This is a genomic window from Clostridium amylolyticum (genome assembly GCF_900142075.1).
In the GTDB taxonomy this organism is placed as follows: domain Bacteria; phylum Bacillota; class Clostridia; order Clostridiales; family Clostridiaceae; genus Clostridium_AA; species Clostridium_AA amylolyticum.
In genome coordinates this window covers 585,657-606,619 of record NZ_FQZO01000002.1, presented here as the reverse complement: position 1 = coordinate 606,619, position 20,963 = coordinate 585,657, and the positions used below count along the sequence as shown (strand labels likewise).

Annotated in this window: 27 protein-coding genes; 21 read left to right on the top strand and 6 right to left on the bottom strand. The window is 30.7% G+C overall.

Annotated elements, in window-relative coordinates:
* Positions 1-36: 36 nt before the first annotated feature.
* The 3 genes from BUA82_RS07470 to dnaA all read right to left on the bottom strand — a co-directional run bounded on the left by BUA82_RS07470 (position 37) and on the right by dnaA (position 3,039).
* On the bottom strand, positions 37-243 hold the full coding sequence (locus BUA82_RS07470) for an RNA-binding S4 domain-containing protein (protein ID WP_073006240.1): 207 nt from the start codon (positions 241-243) through the stop codon (positions 37-39).
* A gap of 75 nt (positions 244-318) precedes the next feature.
* The gene (dnaN, locus tag BUA82_RS07465; protein ID WP_073006169.1) at positions 319-1,419 is read right to left on the bottom strand and encodes a DNA polymerase III subunit beta; all 1,101 of its coding nucleotides are present in this window, start codon (positions 1,417-1,419) and stop codon (positions 319-321) included.
* Between the two features lie 264 nt (positions 1,420-1,683).
* Positions 1,684-3,039: a chromosomal replication initiator protein DnaA gene (dnaA, locus tag BUA82_RS07460; RefSeq protein ID WP_073006166.1), complete on the bottom strand. Its 1,356-nt coding sequence runs from the start codon at positions 3,037-3,039 to the stop codon at positions 1,684-1,686.
* Positions 3,040-3,599: 560 nt separating this feature from the next.
* Between dnaA and rpmH the strand changes: the two genes are divergently transcribed.
* The 13 genes from rpmH to BUA82_RS07395 all read left to right on the top strand — a co-directional run bounded on the left by rpmH (position 3,600) and on the right by BUA82_RS07395 (position 13,498).
* The gene (rpmH, locus tag BUA82_RS07455) at positions 3,600-3,734 is read left to right on the top strand and encodes a 50S ribosomal protein L34 (protein WP_040214767.1); all 135 of its coding nucleotides are present in this window, start codon (positions 3,600-3,602) and stop codon (positions 3,732-3,734) included.
* Between the two features lie 56 nt (positions 3,735-3,790).
* Positions 3,791-4,171 carry a ribonuclease P protein component gene (gene rnpA / locus BUA82_RS07450; protein WP_073006163.1) on the top strand — a complete coding sequence of 127 codons (381 nt, stop codon included), beginning with the start codon at positions 3,791-3,793 and terminating at the stop codon, positions 4,169-4,171.
* Entirely contained in the window at positions 4,143-4,352 is a 210-nt protein-coding gene (gene yidD / locus BUA82_RS07445; RefSeq protein WP_073006161.1) for a membrane protein insertion efficiency factor YidD, read from the top strand. Before rnpA ends, yidD begins: the two co-directional genes overlap by 29 nt.
* A gap of 18 nt (positions 4,353-4,370) precedes the next feature.
* Complete coding sequence (gene yidC / locus BUA82_RS07440) at positions 4,371-5,063, top strand: membrane protein insertase YidC (RefSeq protein ID WP_073006159.1); 693 nt, start codon at positions 4,371-4,373, stop codon at positions 5,061-5,063.
* Positions 5,064-5,133: 70 nt separating this feature from the next.
* Positions 5,134-5,760 (top strand): RNA-binding cell elongation regulator Jag/EloR, encoded by a 627-nt coding sequence (jag, locus tag BUA82_RS07435; RefSeq protein WP_073006156.1) that lies wholly within the window; start codon positions 5,134-5,136, stop codon positions 5,758-5,760.
* A 165-nt stretch (positions 5,761-5,925) separates the two neighbouring features.
* Complete coding sequence (mnmE, locus tag BUA82_RS07430; RefSeq protein WP_073006154.1) at positions 5,926-7,305, top strand: tRNA uridine-5-carboxymethylaminomethyl(34) synthesis GTPase MnmE; 1,380 nt, start codon at positions 5,926-5,928, stop codon at positions 7,303-7,305.
* 9 nt (positions 7,306-7,314) lie between these two features.
* Positions 7,315-9,216: a tRNA uridine-5-carboxymethylaminomethyl(34) synthesis enzyme MnmG gene (mnmG, locus tag BUA82_RS07425; protein WP_073006152.1), complete on the top strand. Its 1,902-nt coding sequence runs from the start codon at positions 7,315-7,317 to the stop codon at positions 9,214-9,216.
* Position 9,217: 1 nt separating this feature from the next.
* Positions 9,218-9,937 (top strand): 16S rRNA (guanine(527)-N(7))-methyltransferase RsmG, encoded by a 720-nt coding sequence (gene rsmG, locus BUA82_RS07420; protein WP_073006150.1) that lies wholly within the window; start codon positions 9,218-9,220, stop codon positions 9,935-9,937.
* 133 nt (positions 9,938-10,070) lie between these two features.
* Entirely contained in the window at positions 10,071-10,850 is a 780-nt protein-coding gene (noc, locus tag BUA82_RS07415; protein ID WP_073006238.1) for a nucleoid occlusion protein, read from the top strand.
* A gap of 188 nt (positions 10,851-11,038) precedes the next feature.
* The gene (locus tag BUA82_RS07410) at positions 11,039-11,818 is read left to right on the top strand and encodes a ParA family protein (RefSeq protein ID WP_073006148.1); all 780 of its coding nucleotides are present in this window, start codon (positions 11,039-11,041) and stop codon (positions 11,816-11,818) included.
* The gene (locus tag BUA82_RS07405; protein WP_073006147.1) at positions 11,811-12,662 is read left to right on the top strand and encodes a ParB/RepB/Spo0J family partition protein; all 852 of its coding nucleotides are present in this window, start codon (positions 11,811-11,813) and stop codon (positions 12,660-12,662) included. The genes BUA82_RS07410 and BUA82_RS07405 overlap by 8 nt, the downstream gene beginning before the upstream one ends.
* A gap of 36 nt (positions 12,663-12,698) precedes the next feature.
* Positions 12,699-13,196 carry a DUF4446 family protein gene (locus BUA82_RS07400; protein WP_073006146.1) on the top strand — a complete coding sequence of 166 codons (498 nt, stop codon included), beginning with the start codon at positions 12,699-12,701 and terminating at the stop codon, positions 13,194-13,196.
* Positions 13,197-13,246: 50 nt separating this feature from the next.
* Positions 13,247-13,498, top strand: a complete 252-nt coding sequence (locus BUA82_RS07395) for a YkuS family protein (RefSeq protein ID WP_073006145.1) — start codon at positions 13,247-13,249, stop codon at positions 13,496-13,498.
* A gap of 43 nt (positions 13,499-13,541) precedes the next feature.
* On the opposite strand, the gene yyaC is transcribed toward BUA82_RS07395, so the two are convergent.
* From yyaC to BUA82_RS07380, 3 genes are read right to left on the bottom strand one after another with little or no spacing between them, the layout of a single operon-like run.
* On the bottom strand, positions 13,542-14,144 hold the full coding sequence (yyaC, locus tag BUA82_RS07390; protein ID WP_073006144.1) for a spore protease YyaC: 603 nt from the start codon (positions 14,142-14,144) through the stop codon (positions 13,542-13,544).
* Positions 14,145-14,194: 50 nt separating this feature from the next.
* A complete protein-coding gene (ytvI, locus tag BUA82_RS07385; protein ID WP_073006143.1) occupies positions 14,195-15,250 on the bottom strand; it encodes a sporulation integral membrane protein YtvI in 1,056 nt (351 codons plus the stop codon).
* Positions 15,251-15,254: 4 nt separating this feature from the next.
* The gene (locus tag BUA82_RS07380; RefSeq protein ID WP_073006142.1) at positions 15,255-16,406 is read right to left on the bottom strand and encodes an aminotransferase class V-fold PLP-dependent enzyme; all 1,152 of its coding nucleotides are present in this window, start codon (positions 16,404-16,406) and stop codon (positions 15,255-15,257) included.
* A 263-nt stretch (positions 16,407-16,669) separates the two neighbouring features.
* Here BUA82_RS07380 and BUA82_RS07375 point away from each other — a divergent pair, with 263 nt between their 5' ends.
* The 8 genes from BUA82_RS07375 (at position 16,670) to BUA82_RS07340 (ending at position 20,933) form a co-directional block, all read left to right on the top strand.
* On the top strand, positions 16,670-16,918 hold the full coding sequence (locus BUA82_RS07375; protein ID WP_073006141.1) for a putative Se/S carrier protein: 249 nt from the start codon (positions 16,670-16,672) through the stop codon (positions 16,916-16,918).
* Positions 16,919-16,945: 27 nt separating this feature from the next.
* Positions 16,946-17,845: a mechanosensitive ion channel family protein gene (locus BUA82_RS07370; RefSeq protein ID WP_073006140.1), complete on the top strand. Its 900-nt coding sequence runs from the start codon at positions 16,946-16,948 to the stop codon at positions 17,843-17,845.
* 30 nt (positions 17,846-17,875) lie between these two features.
* Positions 17,876-18,049 (top strand): DUF951 domain-containing protein, encoded by a 174-nt coding sequence (locus tag BUA82_RS07365; RefSeq protein ID WP_423230447.1) that lies wholly within the window; start codon positions 17,876-17,878, stop codon positions 18,047-18,049.
* A gap of 124 nt (positions 18,050-18,173) precedes the next feature.
* On the top strand, positions 18,174-18,461 hold the full coding sequence (gene rpsF / locus BUA82_RS07360; RefSeq protein WP_073006136.1) for a 30S ribosomal protein S6: 288 nt from the start codon (positions 18,174-18,176) through the stop codon (positions 18,459-18,461).
* Positions 18,462-18,475: 14 nt separating this feature from the next.
* On the top strand, positions 18,476-18,934 hold the full coding sequence (locus tag BUA82_RS07355) for a single-stranded DNA-binding protein (protein WP_073006134.1): 459 nt from the start codon (positions 18,476-18,478) through the stop codon (positions 18,932-18,934).
* 27 nt (positions 18,935-18,961) lie between these two features.
* Positions 18,962-19,216: a 30S ribosomal protein S18 gene (rpsR, locus tag BUA82_RS07350; RefSeq protein WP_040214747.1), complete on the top strand. Its 255-nt coding sequence runs from the start codon at positions 18,962-18,964 to the stop codon at positions 19,214-19,216.
* A gap of 374 nt (positions 19,217-19,590) precedes the next feature.
* Positions 19,591-19,905, top strand: a complete 315-nt coding sequence (locus tag BUA82_RS07345) for a MazG-like family protein (RefSeq protein ID WP_073006131.1) — start codon at positions 19,591-19,593, stop codon at positions 19,903-19,905.
* A 26-nt stretch (positions 19,906-19,931) separates the two neighbouring features.
* A complete protein-coding gene (locus tag BUA82_RS07340) occupies positions 19,932-20,933 on the top strand; it encodes a YybS family protein (RefSeq protein WP_073006129.1) in 1,002 nt (333 codons plus the stop codon).
* Positions 20,934-20,963: the final 30 nt, after the last annotated feature.

Sequence of the window (20,963 nt, the reverse complement as noted above, 5' to 3'; positions counted from 1 at the left end):
CACATTTGAGGATTATTTTGAGGGAACCTAATAAAATTAAATAATTTTATAAATATTCTCATCAAATTCTATTTCATCTTCTTTTTTTAATTTTTTCCCTCTTTGTGTACAAACTTCCCCATTTACTTTAACTTCTCCAGACTGTATTAAAAACTTAGCATCAGAGCCTTGAGAAACAGCTCCACACCATTTTAAAAAAGAATCTAATTTAATTATATCAGTATTAATTTTAACTTCTTTCACCATGTTAAATTATTAACTTGCAAATAATGTATTGTGACTATTCACAAAACCTTGCAAGTTAAACCTCCTTTTTATCTATTTAACTAACCTTACCGGTAGAACCAAGTACTTACAATTATCTATTTCTTTATTTTTAATTACACAAGGGGTAACGCTGCTACTTAGCTCTAGTAGCACCTCATCATCTTCCATTATCTTCAGAACATCTAAAAGATATTTTGAGTTAAATGCAATTTGTAAAGACTCACCTTGCAAGTTTATACTAACTTCTTCTCTAACTTTTCCCAATTGAGAATTAGAAGTTATTACCATGTTATCTTCTTCAATATTTAATTTAATAAGATTGCTATTACCATCCTTTGCCATAAGGGATGCTCTTTCAATACCGTTTAGCAGCTCTTGGCGGTTAACAGTAACTAGAAGCTTATGTTCTTGAGGAAGCAAAGAAGAATATTTAATAAACTCCCCTTCCAGTAACCTGGATATTATTTTAGTTTCCCCTAAGTTAAATAATATGTGATTTTCAGTAAAAGTAATATTTACTTTTTCTTCGTTTTCTTCCAATATTTTAGATACTTCACTTAAAGTTTTTCCAGGTATAACAACATTTATACTATTATCTGTGTCTATAACCTGACTTTTTACTGCCAGTCTATATCCATCTAAAGCCACTAAATTAAGGTTTTTATTATTAACTTCGAATAAAACTCCTTGAAGTATAGGCCTTGTTTCATCCTGAGCAGTAGCAAATATAGTACCTTTTATCATGTTTTTTAATATAGATTGATTTATTGAAAATACAATATTTTCGTTGATATTTGGTACTGAAGGGTATTCATCAGCATTCATATGCACTAAATTAAATACGGATTTTTGACAAGATATTTGTATTATATTACCATCTATTGTTTCTATGATTACTTTATCATTAGGGAGTTTACGTATAATCTCTCCAAATATTCTATTATCTACAACGATCTTTCCAGGTTCTATTACTTCAGCTTGAGTTTTTGTTTCTATGCTTAAATCTATATCAGATCCAATGAAGGTAAGAACATTATTTACTGCTTCTATGTAAAGTCCTTCTAGTACAGGCATAGTTGATTTTCCTGTAATAGCTTTTTGTGATGTTGATATAGCTTCTTGTAATTTATTCTTTTCACATATTAGTTTCATAGCGATAAACCTCCTTAAATTATCCACATGATTTTTACCCTATATTTAGATAGATAATAGTATTTTAAATTAGTAACAGTAGTAGTAGGGGCTGTGGGTTTGTGGAAAAGTACCTCTAGCCCTTATACAGCAAGGAAATGTGTGCAAAAAATAGTGTGGATAAGTAGTACTTTTAAAATTCATCTTATCCACATAATTATTAACGTAACATACCTATAATTTTTATCCACAGTTAATTAATATACTATTATGTACAGGTGTGTATTATTTTTGAGTTAGCTTTTTTGTAAGGTCATTAACTACGTTTTCTAGACCTTCGTCATTCTTTATTCCTTCAGAAATCTTTTCATAGGCATGAATTACAGTAGTATGGTCTCTGCCGCCAAATTCTTCTCCTATCTTAGGAAGGGATAAATCAGTTAGCTTTCGTGCTAGATACATGGCTATTTGTCTTGGGAAAGCTACATTTCTCGTTCTTCTTTGAGAGGTTAACTCTTCAACTCTTAGATTATAGTAGCTTGAAACCACATCTTTTATTGTATCTATGGTAATATTCTTGGCTTGTTTGTTAGATATGATATCTTTTAATGCTTCAGATGCTAAATCTACAGTTATTTCACTATTAGTTAAAGAAGAGTAAGCTACAATTCTTATAAGTGCACCCTCTAGTTCTCTTATATTGGATTTTATTTTTGTTGCAATATAAACCATAACCTCATTTGCTACATTTAAATTTTCTACATCAGCTTTCTTCTTTAAGATAGCCATCCTAGTTTCGAAATCTGGAGCTTGAATATCTGCTATTAAGCCCCATTCAAATCTAGATCTTAACCTATCCTCTAAAGTAGGAATTTCTTTTGGGGGCCTATCACTGGATAGAATTATTTGTTTATTAGCTTCATGAAGGGCGTTAAAGGTGTGGAAGAACTCTTCCTGGGTTCTTTCTTTGCCCGCTATAAATTGAATATCATCTATTAATAGAACATCTACATTTCTATATTTATTTCTAAATTCTTCATTTTTATCATCTTTAATAGCATTTATAAGTTCGTTGGTAAACTTTTCAGAAGAAACGTAAACAACTTTAGCATTGGGGTTTACTTGAAGAATATAATGTCCTATAGCATGCATTAAGTGAGTTTTTCCAAGACCAACTCCTCCATATATAAATAAAGGATTATAGGCTCTGGCTGGTGACTCTGCTACTGCTAAAGAAGCTGCATGAGCAAATCTATTACTATTACCTATAACAAAAGAATCAAAGGTATACTTTGGATTAAGGGTAGCAGACATTTCATCATTCACTACAATAGAGCTTCTTCTTTTAGAATTATCTTCAAGATTTTTAGCCTGCTCTTCTATAGTTTCTTCAGATAAAATAGAAAAAATTATATTATATTTTTTAGATGATATTTGTTTAATAGCATTAGATACTAATTCTTTATATCTAGTTTCTAAAATATCCTTAGTAAAATCATTAGGAACTCCAAGTCGAATAGTATCACTGGACATGGAAAGCGGCTCGCAACTTTTAATCCAAGTATTATAGCTAACCTCTGTCATCTCACCCTTAAGAATGGTTAGGGTTTTTTCCCACAGCTCTTTTATTTGGACATTCATTTCCTATCCTCCAGTCAAATATTTGAGAAATAATAAAAAAATAAGTTAAAAATTATTAAATATATATATATAAACAGAATATAAACAAATTAAAGATACTATCTATTGATATTGACTTATGTAAATAAAAATATTCACATGTTTATAACTTTGTTTATAATTTCTGACTAAAATAAAATATCCACAGTGTATTGTTTTAAATAATTAACAAAAATTAATTTGTATAAACAATGAAAAAAAGAGAAAAATATAATAATAAATGCATATTTTTCTACAATATTAAACAAGTTATACACAAAGTTATACACAGGTGTGGATAAAAACATGCTTTTTTAAAGTTATTCACAGTTCCATATCTATAATAACATAAAAAAACAGAAGCGTTCAATAACTTATCCACAAATTGTTGGTTTTTTGCTATAAACTATTAACAATTAATGAGTTCTTGACATCGGTATAATGGAAATATATAATTAGAAGGTAAAACTTTTAAATATGATAATATGCGTATAGTAGTTTTTTTGCTATAATTATTGAATAGCGAAGGGGGTGTAGATAATATGTTCATGACATATCAGCCAAAGAAGAAGCAAAGAAAAAGAGAGCATGGATTTAGAAAGAGAATGAGTACATTATCTGGAAGAAACGTGCTTAAAAGAAGAAGACAAAAAGGAAGAAAGAGATTGACAGCATAAGGGCCGCTTTTGTGGCCTTTTTCTGCAATTGCAGAAAAAAGGAGAATCTGATTTCAATGAAACAGTATAAATTAAGAAAAAACCTTGAGTTCAGATTAGTATACAGAAGAGGCAGATCTTTTTCTAACAACATTTTAGTGCTTTATATTATGAAGAATAGAAGAAATAGAGATGAACATCAAGGGGATTATAACAGAGTAGGTATTTCCGTAAGCAAAAAGGTAGGTAAAAGTGTAGTTAGAAGCAGAGTTAAAAGATTGATAAGTGAAAGTTATCGCTTAAAAAATAAGTGTTTAAAGAATGGATATGATTTTGTTTTTGTTGCTAGAAGCGCTGCTAGTAGTAGTTCCTATCATGAGGTAGAAGAAGCTATGACAAATTTATTTAAAAAGGCAGGCTTATATATTAATGAAAAAAATACTAATTGCATTGATTAAATTCTATAGAAGATATATTTCGCCTAATAAGCCACCCAGTTGCAGGTTTTATCCAACCTGTTCACAATATGCTTTAGAAGCAATTGAAAAGTACGGAGCTTTAAAAGGGGGATTAATGAGCATAAAAAGGATATTAAAGTGTCATCCTTTTCATGACGGTGGATATGATCCTGTTAAATAGCCATAGGAGGTTTGTGTTTTGGGAGCACTAAAAAATTTATTAAGTCAATTTTTTCAATTTATACACGGTGTATTAACTAATATAGGGGTAACTGATACTGGCTGGGCTTATGTTTTAGCTATTGCATTACTTACTATAATTATTAAGATAATATTTTTACCTTTAAATATTAAACAGATGAGATCTCAAGCGAAGATGCAGGAAATTCAGCCTGAAGTTCAAAGACTTCAGACTAAGTATAAAAATGATCCTCAAAAGGCTCAAGCTGAAATGATGAGAATATATAAAGAAAATGGTGTTAGTCCATTAAGTGGATGTTTACCTTTATTAATTCAGATGCCAATACTCTTTGCACTTTTCTATGTGTTTAATGAGCTAAAGGCCATACAAGGGGTATCATTTTTATGGTTACCAGACTTATACAGCAAGGATCCTTTATATATACTTCCAATTTTATCTGGTTTAACTACTTATCTTTCATCTTATATGACTTCAAAAACCACTACTGCCCCTGCAAAGGATGGAGAAAAACCTGGTGGAATGAATATGGGTGGAATGAACATAGGTATGTCCATATTTATGACAGTAATGTCTTTTAATTTTAAATCAGCTTTAGTACTTTATTGGGTATTAAATAATGCTCTTCAGATGTTGCAAACATATTTTATAGTTATATTACCAGCAAAGAAGAAAGCTCAAGAAGCTAAATAGAAATATTAATAGCACGGTAACGACCTAAATTAATATTTAGAGCGTATGCTTAGAGGTGGGTGAATAGGGTATGAAAATCATAGAAAAAACAGGTAAAAGCGTTGAAGAAGCAGTTAAAAGTGCTTTATCAGAGCTTAATTTAACTGAAGATAAAGTAGAAGTAGAAGTACTGGAAGAAGGCAGCAAAGGTTTATTTAAAATTATTGGAGTAAAGCCAGCTAAGGTTCGTATTAAGGTCAAGAGGGATTATATTTACGAGGCAAAGCAGTTTTTAAGGGATGTTTTAGATTCCATGGGAATAAAAGCAGAAATAAGAATAAAAGAACAAGAAGATAGTATAAATATTAATTTAACTGGACCTAACATGGGAATTATCATTGGATATAGGGGAGAAACCTTAGATTCACTTCAATATCTTGTTAGTCTTGTAGTTAATAAAGGACATGAAACAGAGTATAAGAGAGTTATTCTGGACACTGAAAATTATAGAAATAAGAGACAAGAAACCTTAAGAAGGCTTGCAGATAAAACAGCTTATAAGGTTAAGAAAAGTGGAAGAAGCTTTAAGCTTGAACCTATGAACCCTTATGAGAGAAGGATAATTCACTCTGCATTACAAGGTAATCCTTATGTATATACTTTTAGTGAAGGGGACGAACCTCATAGAAGAGTAGTAATAGATTTGAGAAAGAACTAAAAAAAGAAAGCCTTAAGGCTTTCTTTTTAAATTTTTTAAACCTTTAATTAATGGAGATTTTAATATATACTTTTTCATATATGAATATTAGTATAAAGTGAGAGAGAACATATCTTAAAAGTAATTTTAAGCCTATATAGATATCATGAAATAAGGAGGTAACCAATGAAAGATTTTGATACCATAGCTGCCATTGCTACTGCATTGGGAGAAGGCGGTATATCTATTATAAGAGTTTCAGGAGATAAAGCTTTAAGCATTGTTTCCTCTATATTTAGGGGGAAAAAAAATAGAAGCATTGATGATATAAAAAGCTATACCATGAGATACGGACATATTGTGGAAAAAGATACACAGAGAACTATAGATGAAGTTATAGTAAGTTATATGAAGGGGCCTAAGAGCTTTACAGCAGAAGATACCATTGAAATAAATTGCCATGGAGGAGTAACTTCTACTAATAGGGTTTTAGAAGAAGTTATAAAGGCAGGAGCTAGAGTGGCAGAGCCAGGTGAATTTACTAAAAGAGCATTTTTAAATGGCAGAATAGATTTAAGTCAAGCGGAAGCTGTTATAGATATTATAAGGTCAAAAACAGATGTTTCAATGAAATCTGCATTAATGCAAAGTGAAGGAAGACTTTCCCGGGAAATAAATATTCTCAGTGAGAAGCTTTTAAATGTTCTTGCTCATATAGAGTTTGTAGTAGATTTTACTGAAGATGATGAAGAACCTGATGAACATACTCCTATAGCAGTGGCTAATAATTTAAAGTCAGTAATATCAGTTATTAATAATTTACTGGATACTGCTTCAGAAGGAAAGATACTTAGAGATGGTTTAAATATGGTAATAATAGGTAAGCCTAACGTGGGAAAATCATCTTTATTAAACTCACTTCTAATGGAGAAAAGAGCTATAGTAACAGATATTCCTGGTACCACTAGAGATGTTATAGAAGAATATATAAATTTAGATGGTATACCAGTGAAGATAATTGATACAGCAGGTATAAGAGAAACTGAAGATTTGGTAGAGAAGTTAGGAGTACAGCGCTCTAAAGAAAAAATAAATCAAGCGGATCTCATAGTTTTAATGTTAGATTTAAGCAGACCTTTAGAGGAAGAAGATAAAGAAATAATTGATTTTATTAAAGATAAAAAATATATAGTTATTTTAAATAAAGTGGATTTAGAAAGAAAACTTCAGTTAGAAGAGAGTATGAATTTCCATAACTTTATAGAGATTTCAGCAGTGCAAGGTACTGGAATAGATGCTTTGAAGCAGAAAATTAAAGATATGTTCTTTAAAGGTGAAGTGGACGCTGAAAGTGTTATGGTAACTAATTCTAGACATAAAGAAGCGCTATATAGAGCAAAAGAAGGCTGCGTTACCGCCTTGGAACAAGTTGAAAGCGGAGCTTATTTAGATCTTGTTTCTATATACGTAACCAGCGCTTTAAAAGCTCTTGGTGAAATTACAGGCGCAGAAATACAAGAAGATCTTGTAAATAAGATATTCTCCAGTTTCTGTGTAGGAAAGTAGGTGGAACATATGAATTATAATGCAGGTGAATATGATGTAATAGTTATTGGTGGAGGTCATGCTGGCTGTGAGGCTGCTTTAGCTGCGGCTAGAATGGGATGTAAGACCTTGATGTGCACTATGAATCTTGACAGTATAGCTTTTATGCCTTGTAATCCTAATATAGGAGGTACTGCTAAAGGTCATTTAGTTAGAGAAGTAGATGCTTTAGGTGGAGAAATGGGTATTAATATAGACCATACGTTTATTCAATCTAGAATGTTAAATACTTCTAAAGGACCAGCAGTACACTCTCTAAGAGCTCAGGCAGATAAGAGAAAATATCAAGAAAGAATGAAACATGTTTTAGAAGCTCAGGAAAACTTGTATTTAAAACAAACTGAAGTAGTTAAAATAGATGTACAAGACAATAAAGTTGTGGGAGTAATAACTAAAACTGGAGCATACATAAAAACAAAAACCTTGGTATTAGCTACAGGGACTTATTTAAAAGGAAAGATAATAATTGGTGAGGTTAGCTACAATAGCGGCCCTAATGGATTTTTCCCTGCCAATGATCTATCTCAGAGCCTTTTAGATTTAGGTATTTCATTAAGAAGATTTAAAACTGGTACTCCAGCTAGAGTAAATAAAAGATCTGTAGATTTGTCAAAAATGACGGAGCAAAAGGGAGATGAAAAAATAGTTCCTTTCTCTTTTATGAGTAATGTAGAAGATATAAAGAGAGAACAGATTTCTTGCTATCTTACCTATACTACAGATGATACTCTTAAGATAATTAGAGAAAATATTCATAGGTCTCCTATGTACAATGGATCTATTGAAGGGGTAGGGCCTAGATACTGCCCTTCCATTGAAGACAAAGTTATGAGATTCCCAGATAAACAACAGCATCAGATATTTGTAGAGCCTGAGGGAGAGAATACTGATGAAATGTATGTTCAAGGTATGTCTAGTTCTCTTCCAGAGGAAGTACAGGTTAAGATGTTAAAAACAGTAATCGGATTAGAGAATGTGGAAATGATGCGTACAGGATATGCTATTGAGTATGATTGTATAGACCCAACACAACTTCATCCAACTCTAGAATTCCAAAATATCAAGGGCTTATTTGGATCTGGTCAGCTAAATGGTACTTCTGGATATGAGGAAGCTGCTTGCCAAGGACTTATTGCTGGAATTAATGCGGCGCTAACAGCTAAAGGAAAAGAAAATATAGTTCTTACAAGGTCAGATGCTTATATAGGGGTGCTCATTGACGACTTAGTTACCAAAGGTACCAATGAACCTTATAGAATGATGACCTCAAGAGCAGAATATAGGCTTTTATTAAGACAGGATAATGCTGATATGAGGTTAACAGAAATAGGTTATAATATAGGACTAGTAACTGAAGAAAGATATTCTAAGTTCTTAAAGAGAAAAGAATATATAGAAAAAGAAGTAGAAAGAATTAAAGGTGTTCAAATAACAAATAAAAAAGAGGTAAATGAGTTTTTACTCTCTTTAGATTCTGCAGAGCTTAAAAAGCCAATATCCCTATATGAATTGATTAAGAGGCCAGAGCTAGATTATTATTCAGTGGAAAGTTTAGATATAAATAGACCGGATCTTCCAGAGGATGTTAAAGAGCAAGTTAGCATAATTTCTAAATATGAAGGTTATATTGAAAAACAATTAGAACAAGTTAATCAATTTAAAAAGCTAGAGAATAGAAGAATTCCTGAAAATATAGATTATAATGAAGTAAAGGGACTTAGAATTGAAGCAGTGCAAAAGCTTACTAAAATAAAACCTTTAAGTATAGGTCAGGCTTCTAGAATATCCGGTGTTTCACCAGCAGATATATCCGTGCTGCTTATATATCTTGAACACTATTATAGAACAAATGCGCTGAAAGTGGAGGAGTAATATGGAATACTATAGTATAATGGAAAGAGCCTCCTTAGATGCAGGTATGGATTTTTCTGAAGAAAAGTACCATATGTTTATGGAGTATATGAAATTGTTAAAAGAGTGGAATGAAAAAATAAATCTTACTGCTATAACTGAAGATGAAGATATAGTTAAAAAGCATTTTATAGATTCCATAAAAGTTTTTAAGATAGAAGCTTTCAAAAAGTGTAATAATTTAATAGATGTAGGTACTGGAGCAGGTTTTCCTGGTATTCCTATAAGCATTATGAGGCCAGAGGTTAACATAACCTTATTGGATTCACTTAATAAAAGGGTTAATTTTTTAGATACAGTGATTAACTCATTGAAGCTTAAAAATATAGAAGCTATACATGGTAGAGCTGAAGAATTGGCTAGAAACAAAGAGCATAGAGAAAAATACGATGTAGTAACTTCTAGGGCAGTGGCAAATATGGCTGTATTAAGTGAATTTTGTATCCCTTTTACTAAAGTAGGAGGATATTTTATTCCTTTAAAGGGACCAGCTATAGATGAAGAGCTAGCTATGGGTAAAGGTGCCATAGAAAAACTAGGAGGAAAATTACAAGAAGTTGTTAAGGTTAATATAGAAGATAGTGATATGGAACATAATCTAGTAATTGTTAAAAAAGTAAAAGGAACTGCTAGTGTTTATCCTAGAAAAGCTGGATCAATTACAAAGAAGCCGCTAATATAAAGCTTAAGATGAGAAAATGTCTATAATTGTAAAAAAATGTCGTACGATTTTTAGTGTAAAATAAAGGAAAAATTTGTTTTATAGAGAAAATGTTAATAATAGGAAATTGTGTTGGTGAGGGATTGTTGTGGAGATGCGAAACGAGATATTACAAATTGATGTAAACCTAATTGTACCTAATATATATCAACCTAGAAAGTATTTTAATGAAGAGGCTTTGAAAGAACTCTCTGAATCTATTAAGCATAATGGTATATTGCAACCATTGTCAGTTAGGGTTATGGGGGAGCGATATGAATTAGTTGCAGGTGAAAGAAGATGGAGAGCAGCTAAATCTATAGGGTTAAGTAAGGTGCCTTGTACACTTTTAAATATAACTGATAAACAAGCTGCTGAACTAGCACTTTTAGAAAATCTCCAAAGGGAAGATTTAAACTTTATTGAAGAAGCAGAAGCTTATTTCAATTTAATTAATGAGCATGGTTTTACTCAGGAACAACTTGCTACTCGTATGGGTAAAAAACAGTCTACTATAGCTAATAAACTAAGATTGTTAAAGCTCGGGAATAAAGTCATGGATATTTTATTAGAAAATAAACTTACTGAAAGACACGCTAGATCACTTTTAGTATTACCTGACGAGGATTGTCAGTTAAGGGTTCTAAAAAAAGTTGTTAAGCAGAATTTAAATGTTAAGGCAACTGAGGAATTAGTAAATAAAGAGTTACTTAAACTTAAGGGAGAAGAGCTTTCTTCTGGAGGAAAAAAGAAAATTAAGGGTGTATTTTCTGCCAAGATATATATTAACTCTATAAAGCAAGTTTTTGATAAATTTAAAATACCTGCTGAATATAAATCAAAAGATTGTGGTGATTATGTTCAAATTGTAGTTAACATACCTAAAAACAATTAAAAATGGTAATAATGTTTCACGTGAAACAAAAAAACAGCTTTTTAGCTGTTTTTTTTATTATAATAGTTACTTTAATAATATTAGCACTTTAATTATTCATTATAACAAGCTATAATTAGATTATGCAAATTGAGAGGAGGTGTAGTTACCTTACATATGTGCAATTAAAGCATTATAGAGGTACGTTAATGAAAAAAATATGTGTATTCAATCAGAAAGGTGGAGTAGGTAAAACCACTACAAATATTAATATTTGTTCATACCTAGCCATGGAAGGATACAAAGTCTTAGCAATAGATATTGATCCTCAAGGTAACACCACTAGTGGTATTGGAATTGATAAAAGAAGCTTAAAATACTCAATGTATGATGTATTAACTTCAGAAATTTCATTAAAAGATGTCATTATACAAAGTCAGGTATTAGAAAACCTTTATGTAGCACCATCAAAAATGGAATTGGCAGGGGCAGAGGTAGAAATGACCATGTCCAAAAACAGAGAAATGATATTAAAAAATAAATTGAATTCCATAGAAGATGAATATGACTTTATATTTATAGATTGTCCTCCCTCTCTTGGAATACTTACTATCAATGCTCTTACCTCATCAGAATCTGTACTTATACCTATACAAAGCGAATTTTACGCTTTAGAAGGAGTAGGACAACTTATAAACACCATTCAATTAGTAAAAAAATCACTTAACAAGAATCTTGAAATTGAAGGTGTTGTTATGACTATGTATGATTCTCGTACAAATCTAAGTAATGAAGTTTATAGTGAAGTGAAGAAATATTTTAAAGACAAGGTATATAAAACCACAGTTCCAAGAAATATTAGATTAGCTGAAGCGCCTAGCTTTGGGCTCCCTATTATTTTATATGATGATAAATGTAAAGGTGCAGAAGCATATCAGGACTTAACAAAGGAATTCTTAAAGAGACAGGAAGTGAAGAATTTTGAATAAGAAATTTGGTTTAGGAAAAGGATTAGGTGCTTTAATCCCTGAACAAGATATGATGGAAGAAGAATTTCAAAATGGACAGTCAATACTAATTGATATAAACAAAATTAAACCTAACAGCGAACAACCTAGAAAAAGTTTTGATGAAGCTAAAATCATGGAACTTAGTGAGTCTATTAAACAACATGGGCTTATACAACCTTTAGTAGTAAAAAAACAAAATGATAATTATATAATTGTAGCAGGGGAAAGAAGATGGAGAGCATCAAAAAAGGCAGGAGTTAGTGAAGTGCCTGCTGTAGTGATGGATTTAACAGATAGTGAAGTGCTTGAAATTTCCCTTATAGAAAATATACAGAGACAAGATTTAAATCCTATTGAAGAAGCACTAGCCTTTAAAAAGCTAATTTCTGATTTTAATTTAACTCAAGATGAATTAAGTATGAGAATTGGAAGATCTAGAACAGCTATTGCCAATACTATGAGGCTATTAAATCTGGATGATAGAGTTCAGGATTATGTTATTGATGGTGTAATAAGCGAAGGACACGGAAGAACTTTGTTGGCTGTAAATAATAAAGATATGCAATATACTTTAGCTCAAAAAGTTATAGATGAAAAACTTTCAGTGAGGCAGTTAGAATCATTGATTAAAAGTTTAGGAAAAGATAAGAAAAAAGTAACTGATAATGACTTGAATCCTTATTATAATGATATAAAGGAAAGGCTACAAAACTATTTTGGTACTAAAGTAAATATTAATTCAAAGAAAAATAAAGGTAAAATAGAAATAGAGTATTATTCAGAGGATGATTTGCAAAGAATATTAGATATGATGGAAGTTTAATGTTTCACGTGAAACAATGAAAGGAATGAATATAGAGTGCAGCAAGTGTTAGATCTTTTTCAAGAGTATAATATTTATATTACAGCAGTTATGGCAATAATAATATTATTATTGTTTATTATGGTAATAGTACTATTCAATTCAGTAAGCAAAGTAGAAAAAAGATATAGAAAATTAATGAGAGGAATAAATAATAAAAATCTTGAAGAGTTGATAAATACATATTTAGATAAAGTTGATTCTTCCCTACTAATTGCTGAAGAAGCTAGAGAAATTAGTGGTGCAATGAAAGCTCAGTTAGGTAAGTGCATTCAAAAGTTTGCTGTGATAAGATATAAGGCCTTTGAAGATGTGGGAAGCGATTTGAGTTTTTCTATAGCTTTATTAGATGATAAAAATGATGGAATAATACTAACTGGAATATATGCAAGATATGAAAGCACAACTTATGCAAAGCCCATAGATAAAGGTATATCCAGATATGACTTATCTGAAGAAGAAGAAAAAGTACTAAAAGAAGCTATAAATAAATAGAGTATATGAAACCTTCTTTAGGGAATAATACCCTAAAAGGAGGTTTTTTTATGAATATATATGTTTGTGATGGACTAGATTATATAAAATATGAGCTAAAGAAAAAGGGATATACTATTGCTAATGAAAATAATATACCTTATGATGCTATAATATGCAATATTAAAGAAATAGATTTCTCTTCCTTAAATATATTAAGTAATGTAAAGAATGAAGGTACATTAATTATCGATGCAGGTAGTAAAAGTATTAGCGATATAGAATATATTATAAATAATAGATCTTATTCAGCACTTTTTTAAATCTAATATATTTAAATTTGAAGTTACTACATTATATAACTTATTATGAGTTAGATAAATTGGCTATTTCTTCATTAATAGAAAATGAGGATTTTTTTCCACCATAAGTTTTTAGTACAAAATGATAAATTCCTTTAGATATAATATCAGCTAAGGTCATAACTGTATATAACCTAGTATTTTGTAAAACCATAAATTCTAAGGCTCCTGATATGTTTACTATTCCAGTTATACTTAAATCTCCTACAGGAGGGAGATTCTTATTAACTGCGGCTCCTGGTAGTATTGGAGAGTTTTCTATTACTATTTTTCCTACATTTTGAACACTTCCAAGACAAGCATCTATAGCAATAATAAAAGGATTATTAAAGTTTAATTTAATATGTTCTAAAGTGGAGGAAAGATTTTTAGCATGAACAGGTGATTCTAGATTGCCAAACAGTGATATATTATTTCTAATTAAAAATTTTAATTTATCACCCACTAAAGGTCCAAGGCTATCTCCTGTAGAACGATCCGTTCCAATACATACTAAAACAATAGGTCTTCTTTGTTTAATTACAGGTAATAAATTCTCATATAAGCAGTCTCTAATTATGGGAATAGAATTATTGTCTAAAGAATCTATAGTTAATTTTAAAGTCATAAAAAAACCTCCTTTATTGAAATTATAACCATAAAAGGAGGTTTTATACTTTAAATTACTTCTACTTTTCTAAGAATGTTATAAAAAACTACTAAAAACATGCAGAATATCATACCAGTTACACCATTAGCTTTTAATCCAATAAATATTGCAGCTAGTACTGCCACAGGGTTTAAACCTAGGGATGAAGACATTATTTTTGGTTCTACTACTTGTCTTACTGTAAATACTAATGCATATAAAATAAGCAGCCCAACTCCAGCAAAATAATTGCCGTTAGCTAAATTATATATTGCTAAAGGAAAGTAAATAACAGGCATCCCTATAACAGGTAGCAAGTCAAATAATGCACATAAAATACTTAGTATTAATGCATAGTTAACTCCTAAAACCAAGAATCCTATGAAGGTTACTAAAAAAGTAATAAATATGATAAGCATATAGGATAAAATATAATTAGTTATCATTTTTTTTATTTGTCCAAATATCTCTATGATTTTCTTACCTTTGTTAGGTGCAAAGGAGTGAAATGCATCAGAAGATGATGTGGATACGCTTTTTGTAAAAAAGTAAGTTGTAATTAAAGTGAAAATTATTACCATTACTATATAAGGAATATAGCTTAGTACTGTTATAGTCTTTTGAATCATTAAAGTGCTTAAGTTTAATGTGGATTTCATAATACTGGATGTGGACTCTGCAAAGGATGTTTTAATAGAATTTAAAATGTTTGGATCTATTTGCAAAGATAGATTATTACTCAATTCCAGTATATACTCATAAAACTTATTAGAATTTGTACTTATAAAGTTAGGTACATATTTCGTAAAACTTATAGTTTCATTTACTATGGAAGTCATACCTAAAGTAATCAATGTAATAAGAATTACAAAAAATAGTATAGTAGTAATCAGTGAAGCAATCCAAGGCTTCATCTTTAGCTTATTAATCATTGCTCTAGTGGGAGTTTTTAATGCCAAAGCAAATAAAATAGCTAGAACAAAGGGCAAGGTATAAGATAATGTTGAAAAAAACAAGAAAAACACTAATGAATAAACTAGGAAAAAAATAAAGGTTTTTTCAATTCTCTCAATAATATTTTCCAAAAGGTCACCTCCTAATTAATTTATATAAAGAATCAAGGGTATATTTAATATCCTCTTCTGTGGTAAAAAATCCTGGACTGAATCTAAGGGTACCTACTGGATAAGTTCCGATGGTTTCGTGTGCTAAAGGAGCACAGTGAAGACCGGTCCTAGTCATAATTCCAAACTCATTATCTAATAGATATCCAATTTCAGATGTATCATGGTTTTTAAAAGTTACAGATACCACTGCTGTTCTTTCATTAATATTTTGCGTACCATGAACAATTACATCTTCCATATTAAGAAGTCCACTCATTAGAGTATTACATAAATGGTCTTCTTTTTGTGCAATGGCATTAATTCCAAAATCTTTGATAAATTTTAGTCCTTCATAAAGACCAAAAATACCAGGTGCGTTTTGTGTACCACTTTCAAATTTATCAGGTAAAAAGTCTGGTTGATATATACTAGAAGATAAACTACCGGTACCTCCCACAATTATAGGTGTAGCAATGCTTTCTAAATTAGAATCTAAAATAAAGCCACCAGTACCTTGAGGACCCATTAACCCTTTATGTCCTGTAAAAGCTATAGCATTAGCATTAAGCTTATAAAAATCTATAGGTACTACACCAGCGGTTTGAGCAGAATCTATAATAAAGAAAATATTATTTTCCTTACACATATTCCCAATAATTTCCAAAGGTTGTATGGTTCCTATAATATTTGAAGCATGGGATAATATTATTAGCCTAGTATTACTTTTTATAGCCTTCTTTACATCTTCAGTGGATATTAAACCTTCTTTGGAACACTTAATCACATCTAATTCTATACCAAGAGTATCTTTGGCTTGATATAGTGGCCTTAGTACAGAATTATGTTCCATGGAAGAAGTGATAACATGCCATCCACTCTTAAGTATACTTTTTAAAAGTATATTTAGTGAGTAGGTTATATTAGGCATAAATATAACATTCTCAGCTTTATCAAAATTAAAAATATCGCATATAGATTCTCTGCATTCATATATATTTCGACTACTTTCAATAGAGCTTGAATAACTTCCTCTTCCAGCATTGCTACCGATATTATTCATAAAATAAACCATAGCTTCAGCAACGCCTGGAGGTTTAGGAAAAGATGTAGCAGCATTATCTAGATAAACATTCACTTCAATACCTCCAAAACTAAATATAGTATAATTATAAGGTAATATATAAAAATTTTCATTAATAAAATACAAAATATACTATTTAATTATCTTGTGGATTATTTAGTATAAAGAGACTTTATTAATGATTAATAATTGGTTAGAATTTACTTTGAAAAAATAGTATCATATTATATACTATATAATATTGAGTATATCCAATTATTGTAAAAAATAACAGGAGGTGAAGGCTTGAAATATCACATATATTTTAAGCATTAAGTATGGATAATTATTTTATTATTGTATTTAACAATACACATAACGCCATAGAAGGAGAAAAGACATTAAAAAAGGAAAACATTGCTGTAACCATAATGCCTACTCCATCTCAGATAACACAAAGCTGCGGTATAAGTATAAAATTTGAAGAAAAAGATCTAAATATAATTGAAAATATGGTTCAGGAAGAAAAGTTACATATTAAAAATATATATAATAAGAAGGAAGGGCAATTTATAAAAATAATTTAAGAAAAATTGGTTGAAAAGGTGATAATTATGTCGATTTTTTCTTTAGGTATGGATTTGGAAAAAGGTATTATAAAAATAGGTAAGGTACCCATACCCATAGACATGATTCAAAATTGGATTGGTAAGTTAGTTAAAATTTTATTTATAATTTTAATTATGGCTATAGTAATAAAGGTAGGGTATTCCATAATAAACAAAATAGTTAAAAGGCAGATAGAAAGCAATAAAAAGTTTACCTTAGATGAAAAAAAGGCTTACACCTTTGGTAGTGTTCTTAAGAGTATACTTAAATACACTTCATACTTTTTTGGACTTACAGCCATACTTACAGTTCTATTTGGAACTATAAGCATTACCTTTGCCAGCGTGGGCGGGGTGGCTATAGGCTTTGGAGCACAAAGTTTAGTTAAGGATATAATAAATGGATTATTTATATTATTTGAAAATCAATTTTCCGTAGGGGATTATATTACTATAGGAAATTATAACGGCATAGTAGAAAACATAGGTCTTAGAACCACTACTTTAAAAGATTTTTCTGGAGACGTGCATATTATACCTAATAGTGTTATCTCACAGGTTACAAATCATTCTATATCCGAGTCTAGAGTTATGGTAGATATGGAGATAGCCTATGAAGAAAATATAGATGAAGTTATTAAAGTAATTGAAGAAATATGTGAAGAGTTTAAAAAGGAAAATACCAATATGGTGGATGGACCAAAGCCTGTAGGGGTTGTAAACTTAAAAAGTTCCAGTGTAACTATAAGAATAATGGGTAAAGCTTTGCCTATGACTCACTGGGGATGCGAAAACGAACTTAGAAAGAGGCTTAAAATAGCATTTGATAAGCATAATATTGAAATACCTTATCAGAAGACTCATATTTTAAATAAAAGGGAAGGTAGTAACACTAATACTTTATAGGGAGGTAAAATTTTGCCTAAGATATTTAACATGGGAGATATTGTACAAATGAAAAAGATGCATCCCTGTGGTACGGATAAGTGGGAAATAATAAGGATGGGGGCAGATATTAAAATTAAGTGTACTGGATGTGGAAGAATTATAATGCTTTCAAGAAGTAAATTTGAAAAGGATATTAAAAAAGTATTATCCCAAGAAGTTTAAGTATACTCTTGTAAAGATAAATAACATTTTGTTGCAATTATACCTAATCAGTGATACAATAACATATTGTAATCCCTGCTGTGAAAATTCACAGCCGTTAGTCCAGAGGGAGGAGGTGGAATAGATGAGAAAGTATGAAACTATATTCATATTACATCCATCCTTTGAAGAGGAAGCTGTTAAAGCTGCAATCGAGAAATTTAAGGGTGTAATTGAAAATGGTGGCGGAACTGTTGACAACGTAGATTTCTGGGGTAAGAGAAAGCTTGCTTACGAAATTAACAAAGTTAACGAAGGCTACTATACTCTTGTAAACTTTAGCTCAAATCCTGAGTTACCAAAAGAGTTAGACAGAATCTTCAGAATTACAGACGGTGTTATCAGACACATCATTATTAAAGAAGAAAAATAAGGTGGTGTTCTTAAATGAACAGGGTTGTTCTTATAGGTAGACTAACTAGAGATCCTGAGTTAAGATTTGCTGCCGGAAGCGGCACTGCTGTTACCAACTTCGCATTAGCTGTAAATAGACCTAGAAGAAAAGATGGGCAGTCAGAAGCAGATTTTATTAATTGCGTAGCTTTTGGAAAAACTGCAGAAACTATTGCTCAGTATCTTACAAAAGGAAGACAGCTAGCTATTTCTGGAAGTATTAGAACAGGTAGCTATGATGCTCAAGATGGTACAAAAAGATATACCACAGATGTATATGTTGATAGCTTTGACTTCATAGACTCTGGAAACGGAGCTGGAGCAAGAAGCAACAGTGGTGGTGGTAATGGTGGATTTGGAAATTCAGGTTATAATGCGCCAAAGGATGATTTTGGCGGAGCTTCTTATGATGATGATATGACACCAATTGACGATGGAGATATACCATTCTAATTCAAAAAAGGTAAGGAGGTAAGAAGGATGAGCGAAAAGAGAGAACCAAGAAGAGGCAATTCAAGAATGAGAAGAGCTAAGAGAAAAGTATGTGCTTTTTGTGTAGATAAAGCTGATAGCATTGATTATAAAGATATCGGTAAACTAAGAAAGTATGTTACTGAAAGAGGAAAAATTCTTCCAAGAAGAATCTCTGGTACTTGCGCTAAACATCAAAGACAGTTAACTGAATCTGTTAAGAGAGCAAGAAACATAGCTTTATTGCCTTTCACAACTGAGTAGAAAGCAATTTAGAATTTAAAATTTAGAATTGAGAATGAAGGAAGAAACTCACAGAGTTTCTTTGAATATGTGAGAAAAGAAGCTTCAGATGAAGCTTCTTTTTTTCAACATAGAAAATACCAATTTAAAGTTTTCCTAATTTTATTCAATAGAAATTAGAAACATACTCCAAAACAAAAACTCCTTACAGAGTTTTAATTTTGTATTATCTACAATTTCAAAGAAACTCCGCCAGGAGTTTCCTCCTTAATTCTACATTCTCAATTCTAAATTACATACATGGTTGCATAAATACGAAAAAAAAACTACAATTAATATATATTGCTATGAGTATTAAGGACATTGGGTTATCATTAATGGTATGGGGGGTTAATATGAGAAAAGATGATTTTAATATAATGTCTGATGTTAAAATAATTGAAGAATTAAAGGCACAATTATTGTGTATTATAGGTGAATTTTTTAGGCTCCTCACAAAGGGAAGCAATATTGCTCAAGAAGCGGTGTTAGAATGTATTTCCGGGGCAATAATTATACTGTACCTTTTAGCAGATAAACTAGGATATTCACACACAGCAGTAGATGAGAGCATGAAAACGAAATTAAAATTAGGTATTATAGAAGAGGACTACATTGAAAAAGAAGGTAGAAATCTATCAAAGCTATATAATCATCTTAAAGAAAGATAAACTAAAGATGGAGGACAGAATATAATATGGAAAATAAAAATTCCACTAGATCTATAGTAGAAGCAGGACTTATGTCAGCTATGGTATTGGTTTTAATGCTTCTTAATGCCTATGTTCCAGTACTAGGATATATGGGACTGTTTATATTACCACTTCCCATTACCATGCTGGTAGTTAGGCATAATTTAAAAGTAGCTTCAATTTCAGTGGTAGCAAGCGCTATATTGATTTCCTTTATATTAAATCCCATTACTGCGGTGGGCACTTTATTGCGTTATGGCTTAGCAGGCCTTACCTTGGGGTATTGTATTAAATCTAATAAGAATGCTGTGGTTTCCATAGCAATTCAGAGCGTTGCTATTATTATTGGAACTATAATAGATGCAAGCCTTTATATATATTTAACGCTGAATTCCACACTATATAAGGTAGCTGAAATGAATGTTAATATGATGAAGGAAGCTATAGAAACCTCAAAAAACCTATATAAGTCTATAGGTGTGGATATTCAAAGCAATCCTTTATTTAAAGCTATGGAAGTCTTTAACGTAGATATGTTATTTTTAATGATTCCTGCAATTTTAATTATGTCAGCTTTTATGATGTCATATATTAACTACGTAATTACTAAACAAATATTTAAAAAGATGAAAATAGAATTGGCTGCTTTACCTAAATTCAATTATTGGTATTTTGACAATAGACTTACTGCTGTTATCATTATAATAGCATGTTTAGGAATAATCTTAGGCACTTCAGGCGTTAAGGCAGGGGAGTATATAACGGCTACAGCCATTTCTGTACTTCAGATGATATTCTTAATCATAGGAGTTAGTGTGTTAACCTTTTTCTTAAGGGATAGGTTTAAAGTGCCTAAAGCTTTATTAGTGGTTATAATATTATTTACCATTGGAAGTTTTGGATATTTTTATGCAATATTAGGTTTTACAGATAGTATAATGGACATGAGAGGATTAGATCCCAATAGTATTAAAAATACCTTGGCAAAAAGATTCAAAAAGAAATAGAAGCCTTAATATGTAAAAAGGAAGGCGTGG